At 71.1% G+C, this 8,554-nt stretch carries 6 protein-coding genes and 2 pseudogenes; 3 read left to right on the forward strand and 5 right to left on the reverse strand.

Annotated elements, in window-relative coordinates:
- Positions 1 to 391: pseudogene (locus BKE38_RS32335) on the forward strand (hypothetical protein); the annotation flags it as partial.
- A gap of 4 nt (positions 392 to 395) precedes the next feature.
- On the opposite strand, the gene BKE38_RS31630 reads toward BKE38_RS32335, so the two are convergent.
- Complete coding sequence (locus BKE38_RS31630) at positions 396 to 956, reverse strand: hypothetical protein (protein WP_131829696.1); 561 nt, start codon at positions 954 to 956, stop codon at positions 396 to 398.
- On the opposite strand from BKE38_RS31630, the gene BKE38_RS22815 reads away from it, so the two are divergent.
- Positions 906 to 1,805 (forward strand): IclR family transcriptional regulator, encoded by a 900-nt coding sequence (locus BKE38_RS22815; RefSeq protein WP_083747794.1) that lies wholly within the window; start codon positions 906 to 908, stop codon positions 1,803 to 1,805. The genes BKE38_RS31630 and BKE38_RS22815 overlap by 51 nt on opposite strands.
- A 30-nt stretch (positions 1,806 to 1,835) precedes the next feature.
- Positions 1,836 to 2,828, forward strand: a complete 993-nt coding sequence (locus BKE38_RS22820; protein WP_076959534.1) for a Bug family tripartite tricarboxylate transporter substrate binding protein — start codon at positions 1,836 to 1,838, stop codon at positions 2,826 to 2,828.
- Between the two features lie 249 nt (positions 2,829 to 3,077).
- Here BKE38_RS22820 and BKE38_RS22825 read toward each other — a convergent pair whose 3' ends face one another.
- The 4 genes and pseudogenes from BKE38_RS22825 to BKE38_RS32340 all read right to left on the reverse strand — a co-directional run.
- A complete protein-coding gene (locus tag BKE38_RS22825; RefSeq protein ID WP_076959535.1) occupies positions 3,078 to 3,974 on the reverse strand; it encodes a LysR family transcriptional regulator in 897 nt (298 codons plus the stop codon).
- A gap of 55 nt (positions 3,975 to 4,029) precedes the next feature.
- Complete coding sequence (locus tag BKE38_RS22830) at positions 4,030 to 5,988, reverse strand: hydantoinase B/oxoprolinase family protein (protein ID WP_076959536.1); 1,959 nt, start codon at positions 5,986 to 5,988, stop codon at positions 4,030 to 4,032.
- On the reverse strand, positions 5,988 to 8,024 hold the full coding sequence (locus tag BKE38_RS22835; RefSeq protein ID WP_076959537.1) for a hydantoinase/oxoprolinase family protein: 2,037 nt from the start codon (positions 8,022 to 8,024) through the stop codon (positions 5,988 to 5,990). Before BKE38_RS22835 ends, BKE38_RS22830 begins: the two co-directional genes overlap by 1 nt.
- A gap of 178 nt (positions 8,025 to 8,202) precedes the next feature.
- A pseudogene (locus tag BKE38_RS32340) lies at positions 8,203 to 8,554 on the reverse strand (hypothetical protein); the annotation flags it as partial.

Below are 8,554 nucleotides of genomic sequence, written 5' to 3' on the forward strand. Positions count from 1 at the left end.
GATGTGTATAAGAGAGAGGCGGGGCGGGGCGGGGGACGACATCCTGGTCGGCGGCCCGGGCTATGACATCCTCGATGGCGGCGCCGGCATCGACCATTACCGCATCCTGGCGCCGAATGACGGCTACGACACCCTGGCCTACGTGCCTGGCGAGGATGTCATCGAGATCTCCGCCGCGGCCTTCGGCGGCGGGCTGGTGGCGGGCATGGATCTGGGCGCGAGCGGCTACTACCTGCCCGGGGCCACGGCGGCGGCTTCCGCGCATGGCCAGTTCCTCTCGGTCGGCGGGGTGCTCAGCTATGACGCGAACGGCATCGCCCCCGGCGGCCTCATCCTGGTCGCCCGCACCGGGGTGCCGGTGCTCTTCGACGACCTGGTGATCATCGCCTGAGGCCTCAGTCCCGGTAGGGACTCTTGGGGTTCTGGAACACGTAGTTCCCGCCCGAGACGCCATCCAGCGCGTCATCGTCCAGCGCCGTCTCTTCCTGGCGAAGATGCTCCGGCCCGATGCGGTAGCCGGCGGCCTGCAGCAGGGCTGCCGCTTCCACCGGCGAGGCGCCGGGCGCCAGGGCCGCGGCCAGCCGCGCCCGCAGCATGGGATCGCGCGTCAGGTCCGTCGTCAGCCGCTGCAATTCGGAGGTGATCATGCCAATGCCCTTGCCTGGCCCCCCTTGGGCCGATTCGCCGAACCCCGACTCGGCGCGCCGCGCCAGTCTAGCGCGCTGGCTCGCCAGGGCCACAATGCGCCGCATCTCGAAATGATTACCAATTGTCTCACCTTCAGTGTGCCTGGCGATACTGTCGCGGCCAGGTTTATTCTTTCCACATAGCGGAAGCAAAAAGACACGGACTTCCACATTAAGGAATTGATGCGGCGCTGTAAGGCTGGCTAGGCTGCCGCCGTGATGGACAACCTTCCTTCTCTGCAGAGCATCGATGGCAATATCGATGATCATCCGGCCGCTTCCGGCGCCACCCGGGACAGCGCTGCGGCGGCGACGGCCCCGGGCCCCGCGGAATCCGGCATCCAGGTGCTGGACCGCGCCATCGGCCTGCTGCAGGCGCTGGGGCAGACCGGCAACAACGGGCTGCAGCTGTCGCGCCTGGCGGCGCAGCAGGGGCTGAGCCTGTCCACCACCCATCGCCTGCTGACCGCGCTTGAGCGCCACGGCTGGGTCGAGCGCGTCGCCGGCTCCAAGCGCCTGCGCCTGGGTCTCGCCCTGCTCGGCCTGTCCGGCCAAGCGGCCGACGGCAGCGGGCTGCGCCGCCTCTGCCGTCCCGCGCTGCTGCAGCTGTCGGGCGAGTTCGGCGAGACCTTCTACCTGATCGTGCGCAGCGGGCTGAACGCGCTGGTCGTCGACCGCCAGGAAGGCGCCTATGTCATCGAGAGCCTGACCCAGGGCATCGGCGGCATGATGCCGCTGGGCATCGGCGCCGGCAGCGCGGCCATCCTGGCCGCCCAGCCCGAGGCGGAGATCGAGGCGGTGCTGGCCGCCAATGCCGCGCGCTATCCGCAATTCGGCACCAGCCTGGCGCAGGTGCGCCGCCGCGTGCAGCAGGTGCAGCAGGAGGGCTGGCTGCTCAGCGATGATTCGCTGATCAAGGGACTGGCCGTGCTCAGCGTGCCGATCCGCCCCAAGGGCCATGCCGTGACCGCGGCGCTGGCCACCAACTTCATCGCCAGCCGGCACGACGCCGCCGGCCGCCAGGCCTTCCTGGACCGCATCCGCCAGGAGGTCGCCACCATCGAGGCCGGGCTGACGGCCAGCGCCGCAGCCCATGCCAGCTTCAATCCCGGGCGCTGAGCCGCCCCGCCTTCCGCCGGAGATCCTGCTATGACCACCCTCCCGCTGCGCCGCCGCTGCCTGCTGGCCGCGACGCCGGCGCTGCTCGCGACCCCCGCGCTCGCCCAGGATGCGGCGACCTGGCCGACCCGCCCGATCCGCATCGTGGTGCCCTTTGCCGCCGGCGGCGCCAGCGACGTCTCGACCCGCGTGCTGTCGCAGAAGCTGACCGAGCTGCTCGGCCAGTCGGTGGTGGTGGAGAACCGCCCCGGCGCCGGCGGCACCACGGCCACCGACTACGTCGCGAAGGCCCCGGGCGACGGCTACACCTTCATCATGACCTCGGTCTCGACCACGGCGCTGGCGCTCGGCCTCTACAGCAAGCTGCCCTACGACCCGGTCAAGGACCTGGCCCCCGTGGCGCCGGCGGTGCTGGCCCCGATCGGCATCGCCGTGCGCAAGGATCTCGGCGCCAACACGCTGCAGGAATTCATCGCCCTGCTGAAAGCCAATCCGGGCAAGTTCACCTATGGCAGCGCCGGCAACGGCAGCTCGGGCCATATCTCCTGCGTGGCCTTCCTGCAGAAGACCGGCACCCAGGCGATCCATGTGCCCTATCGCGGCAGCGGTCCGGTGTTCAACGACCTCCTCGCCGGCCATGTCGACTTCACCGCCGACGTCCCCGGCCTGATGAAGCCGCATGTCGAGACCGGCGCGCTGAAGGCGCTGGTGATGGCGACGGAGCAGCGCTCCTCCGTGCTGCCGCAGGTGCCGACCAGCGCCGAGGCCGGCCTGCCGGGCTACAAGGCCTATTCCTGGTTCGGCCTGTTCGCGCCGCCGACAACCGCGCCGGCGGTGATCGACAAGCTGGCCAAGGCGGTCGACACCGCGCTGCGCGACCCCAACGTCATTGCGCGCCTGGACAAGGACATGGGCCTGCCGCCCTTCCACGACTACACCCCCGCCCGCTTCGCCGCCTTCCTGCGCGAGGAGATCGACTACTGGGTGCCGATCGTGAAGGCTTCGGGTGCTCGGGCGGATTGAAGTTTAGGGATAGGTAGGTCGGGGGAATGAATTCCCCCGCGCAAACATATATGTTTGCGCCTTCTTCTTTCTGTGGTGACTGCCGTGTCCACGTGACGACGGTACGTGAAATGGCCAGTGGGCAGCGCGACCTTTGAGGTCGCGCTGTTTTTCTGATGGCGTCCCGCCGCTATGCCCGCGTGTCGGTGCCGGTGAGGTGCTGGTCTTGAAGCGGCCGGTGAACAGAAAAAAGATGGGGTCCAGGGGAATTCATTCCCCTGGCCTTTCCCTGATCTTCTCTACGAGAAGTTCTTTCAGCCTGTCCACCAAGGCTGACGCGCCGAGAGCCTCGCTCTGCAGCATCAAGACATCCCGCCGCACCTCAGGCACGAAGGGCCGCGACACCACACCTGGCGGCAGGTGCCGCGCCGCGAGCCCGTCGAGGATGGCGAAGCCGACGCCTTCCTGGACCAGGGCCACGGCGCTGACGGTCGTGCCGACTTCCACCGCCAGGTTGCGCAGGGTGTCGTGCTGGGCGAAGGCCAGGTCCAGGCTGTGGCCGAAATCCTGCCAGCCGGCGAAGCCCACCTCGGGCGCGCCGCGCAGCTCGGCGGGGGTCAGGCTGGCGTGGCGGGCCAGGGGATGCGCCTCGGGCAGCAGGACCACGCAGGACAGGCTGCCGAGGGTGGTGGTGCGCAGGCCGGGCAGGGGCATGGGCGTCATCGCCAGGCCGATGTCGAGGCGACGGGCCAGCAGCGCCTCGCCGAGCTCGCGCACGGGCAGCAGGTGCAGGGTCAGCCGCGCTTCCTGGCGTTCGCGCTTCAGGGCGGCGACGGCCTGGGGGACCACCGAGACGGCCAGGGAGGACGTGGCGCCGAGGCGCAGCAGCCCGCCGCGATGGCTGCCCAGGTCGCGGGCGAAGCTCTTGAAGCCCTGCAGCTCCTGGAACAGGCGCTCGGCCTCGGGCAGCAGGGCCTGGGCTTCGGCGGTGGGCACCAGGCGGCCGGAGCGGCGCTGGAACAGCTGGAAGCCCAGGCGGTCCTCGCAATGGCGCAGCGCCTTGGACAGCGCCGGCTGCGAAACGTGCAGCACCTGCGCCGCCGCGCTGAGCGAGCCGCATTGCATGACGGCGCGGAAGATCTCGATGTCGCGGGCGTTCACCGCCATAGCATAACCCGAAGCCGGGCCGGCCGCAGGGGGTGATCCTGCGGCCGGATCCTGGTCAGGCGCGGCGCGGCCTGGGGGTGGCGAATTCGGCCACCACCTCGGCGGCGCTGCGGCCGGGGGTGGCGCGCACGGCGGCGAAGACCTGGCGCTTCAGCCGGCCGCGCCAGGCCGGGGGCTGGCTGGCCATCAGCCTGCCGAAGGCGGCATAGGCTTCCTCGGTCCAGCGCGCCTCATGGGCGCGGCGGGTGCGGCCGCCGTCGAAGCCGTCCCGCTGCGTCATGCCGGCGCGGCGGGCGGTGGTGGCGGCCTCGTCCAGGCTGCCGGTGGCGTCGACCACCACACCGTAGTCTTCCTTGGCGGCCGCCGGGCTCAGGCGGCCGGCGCGGAGGTCGCGCAGCACCGCCTCGACGGGCCGGGTGGCCGGGTCGCCGCGGCCGCCGCCGCCGGGCGAAACGATGCGCACCACGTCGCCCGGCGCCGGGTTCAGCAGGTCGGTGTTGCCCAGGTCCTTCTCCCCGGGGGTGCCGGGGTTCAGGGTGAAGCTGCTGGGCGCGCCGGGCTTGCCGCCGAGGATGCCCCAGGGCTGGAAGATCGAGCGGTCGCGGTTGCGGGCGGTCACCGTCGCATCCGGCGCGTCGGTGGTGAATTCCAGCACGGTGGCCAGCCCGCCGCGATGCGCGCCGGGGCCGCCGGTGTCGGGCATCAGCCCGTAGCGCAGGATGCGCACCGGGGCCTCGGCCTCGGTGATCTCGATCGGGCTGTTCTTGAGGTAGGCCGCATCGGCGCCGGAGCCGTCGGTGCCGTCGCGATGCGGCATGCCGCCGCCGCCGCCGACGATGGGTGCGATGGCGGCGATGCTGCGCCGGCCGGTGCGGGTGTTCTCGGCGGCGAGGTTGAGGATCGACGACGAACCGGCGGGCGCCGCCGGCAGCCGCTCGGGTGCGGCCTGGGCGAAGGCGCCGAAGACCAGGCTGCGCAGGCGGGCGCAGGTCAGGCTGCGCATGCCGACGGCGGCCGGCGCGATCGGGTTCACCACGCTGCCTTCCGGCGTGATGCAGGTGAAGGGCCGCGTCGTGCCGAAGTTCAGGGTGATGCCTGGATGCAGCGCCGACAGCACGTAGTAGACGCCGACCAGCAGCAGCGAATGCCGCGGATGCCCGCCCGTCGGCACGTTCATCGAGCACAGCGTCTGCGGATCGGTGCCGGTGAAGTCGAGCTCGGCGGAATCGCCCTGGATGCGGAGCGTCAGGTTCAGCCGCAGCGGATCGCCGCCGACGCCGTCCTCGTCGCAATAGTCGGTGAAGCGATAGGTGCCGTCGGGCAGGCTGGCCAGCACGGCGCGCGCCTGCTTCTCGCCGTAGTCGAGCAGATCGGCCAGGCCGTCGACCAGGGTGGCGACGCCGAAGCGGCGCACCAGGTCGAGGATGCGGCGCTCGCCGGTGTTCACCGCGGCGACCAGCGCCTTCAGGTCGCCCCAGTTCTGGTCGGGCACGCGCACATTGGTCTGGATGGTGCGCAGCAGCGTCTCGTCCAGGCGGCCGGCATGGTAGAGCTTGCTCGGCGGGATGCGCAGCCCTTCTTGATGCACCTCTGTCAATGTCCGCGACAGGCTGGCGGGCACGGCGCCGCCGACATCCACATTGTGGATATGGCCGCCGGCGAAGGCGATGATTTTTCCTTCGTGGAACACCGGCTTCCACATGTTCGTGTCAGGCGAATGCGTGGAAAGGTAGCCGGAATAGGGATCGCTGGTCATGGCGATGTCGCCGGGCTGGTAGCCGCCCGGGACCAGCGCGATCGCCGCCTCGTAGTCGACGCCCGGATACCAGGTGGCGCCCAGGTCCAGCGGCACGGCGCAGGTTTTTCCCTGAGCATCCAGCAGCTGAATTGTAAAATCTTCCGTCTCTTTGACGAAGGTCGAATGCGCGGTGCGGTAGAGGGTGGTCGCCATGCTCTCGGCGGCGGCGCGGCAGTGGTTGCGCAGCACCTGCAGGGTGACGGGATCGGTGCGCATCAGATGTGCTCCATCACGAGGTTGCCGAGCTCGTCGGTGCTGGCGTTCCAGCCGGCGGGGATCAGCACGGTGCAGTCGGACTGGGTGACGATGGCAGGCCCCGACAGGCGCCCGCCCGGATGCAGCTGGACGCGGCGATACAGCCCGGCCTCGCGCCAGCCGCCTTCCAGCCGCAGCTGGATGGTCTTCTCCGGGGCGATCACCGCATCGACCAGCGGGCGGCGCGGCATCGGCACCGGCGGCGCCGCGCGGCGGGCGGCGGCGCGCAGGCTGACCACCTCCACCGGCGCGCCCGGGTCGCTATGGCCGAAGGCCTCTTCATGCGCGGCGTGGAACAGGGACGCCAGCGCCTCGGCCGAGGGCTTCTCCAGCAGGCCCGACGCCACCGGCACCTCCAGCTCGAAGGACTGGCCGCGATAGCGCAGGTCGGCCGCCATCTGCAGGCTGCTCTCGCCGGCGCCGCCCATCTCGGCCAGCGCGGCCTCGGCCTCGCCGGCGATGGCCGCGAAGCCTTCCGCGATCGGCGACCAGAAAGCATCCTCCAGCGGCAGCAGCACGGTGCGCATGGTGTCGCGGCGCAGATCGGCGGCGAGAGCCCCCAGGGCGCAGAGCGTCCCGGGGACCGGCGGCACCAGCACGCGGCGGATGCCGGCGGTCTCGGCCAGCAGCGCGCCCAGCATCGGGCCGGCGCCGCCGAAGGGCATCAGCACCAGCTCGCTGGCATGCAGGCCGGCGCGCGCCAGCAGCTTGTCGATCTCCACCAGCATGCCGCTGATGGCGACCTTCAGCACGCCCTCGGCAGCGCTGGCCGCATCCACCCCGAGCGCGGTCGCGATCGGCGCAATGGCCAGCTCCGACAGGCTGCGGTCGGGCGCGATGGCGCCGAAGCCGAGCTCGCCCTGGCCGAGGATGCCGCAGAGCAGCGCCGCATCGGTTACCGTGCAGCGCGCGCCGCCGCGGCCGAAGCAGGCCGGGCCGGGGGTCGAGCCCGCGCTCTCCGGCCCCACCTGCAGCACGCCCTGGGCATCGAGATGCGCGATCGAGCCGCCGCCCTGGCCGCTGGAGATGACCGCGACGGTCGGGATGGCCAGCGGGAACTCGCCGATGGTCTGGCCGCTGCCGAAGGCCGGCACGCCGTCGATCAGCAGCGCGACATCGGCGCTGGTGCCGCCGACGTCGAGCGTCAGCACCGCCGGCACCCCCGCCGCCTTGGCCACCACCCCGGCGCCGACGACGCCGGACGCCGTGCCCGACAGCAGCATGCCGACGCAGTCCCGCCGGCCGCGCTGCGCCGTCATCGTCCCGCCCGCCGAGGTCGTCAGCAGCAGCGGCGCCGCGATGCCGGCCGCCTTCAGCTGGCCCTCGACCCGCTCCAGATAGGCGTCGATGCGCGGATGCACATAGGCGTTCAGCACGCCCGTGGTGGTGCGCTCATATTCGCGGATCGCCGGCCACACCTCGCTGCCGCGGAAGACGAAGAGCTCCGGCGCCAGCTCGGCCAGCAGGGTCGCGACCGCCTGCTCATGCGCGTCGTTGCGCCAGGCATGCAGGAAGGAGACGACGATGCCCTCGCAGCCCGCGGCCCGCGCCGCCGCCAGCGCGGCCTTGACGGACTCGACGTCGGGCGCCGTCAGCGTCTGCCCCTCGGCATCCATCCGCTCGGCGATGCCGAAGACATGCTCGCGCGGCACCAGCGGCTCGGGGCGCTCGCAGAACAGGCTGTACGGATCCGGCATGCGCAGCCGCGCCAGCTCCAGCATGTCGGTGAAGCCGGCCGTGGTGAACAGCGCCAGCCGCGTGCCGCGCCGCTGGATGATGGTGTTCACCCCCACCGTCGTGCCATGCACGAAGCGCTCGACCGCCGCGGGAACCAGCTTCTCATCGGCCACCAGCCGGCGCAGCCCCGCCGCCACGTCCTCGCCCGGGGCCGTGGGCGTGGTGAGCACCTTCAGCGTCGAAAGCCGCCCGCTCTCCAGGTCCAGCGCGGCGAAATCCGCGAAAGTGCCGCCAATATCCACGCCGACGCGCCAGGCCATGCCCAACCCCTCTCCATAACCGGGGCGACAAGGTGGGACGCAAAAAGGCCGCCCGCCATTGCTATGATGACGGTCGGCTATAGCCAGCGGTTATAAGGCTGGGGGAATGAATTCCCCCAGACCCCCATCTTCTTTTTGTCAGTCTTCCGCCCAGGGCTAAACGGCGGGACAATCCCGCTCAGGCGTCGAGCCAGCCTTCGATCAGGCCAGGCACCGCGTCCAGCAAGGAGAAATGGTCGGCCCCAGGCACCACCACGGGCGTAGCGCCCCAGGCGGCCGCCATCGCCGCATTCTGCGCGACAAAAGCCGGCGTCTCCGCCCCGCCCACCCCGAACAAGCCACGCGGCAACGCGCCGCCCACCCGGAACAATGGCGACAACCGCCGCGCCGCTTCCCCATCCAGCCGCAGCTTGTCGTTCAGCGGCGTCCCCAGCAGCGGCACCAGGTCATAGACGCCCGAAAAGGCCGCCACCCCCGCCAGCGAGACCCCGGACAGCGCCAGCTCCGCCGCGATATGCCCCCCCGCCGAA

The organism is Teichococcus deserti, from assembly GCF_001982615.1.
Taxonomy (GTDB): Bacteria; Pseudomonadota; Alphaproteobacteria; order Acetobacterales; family Acetobacteraceae; genus Pseudoroseomonas; species Pseudoroseomonas deserti.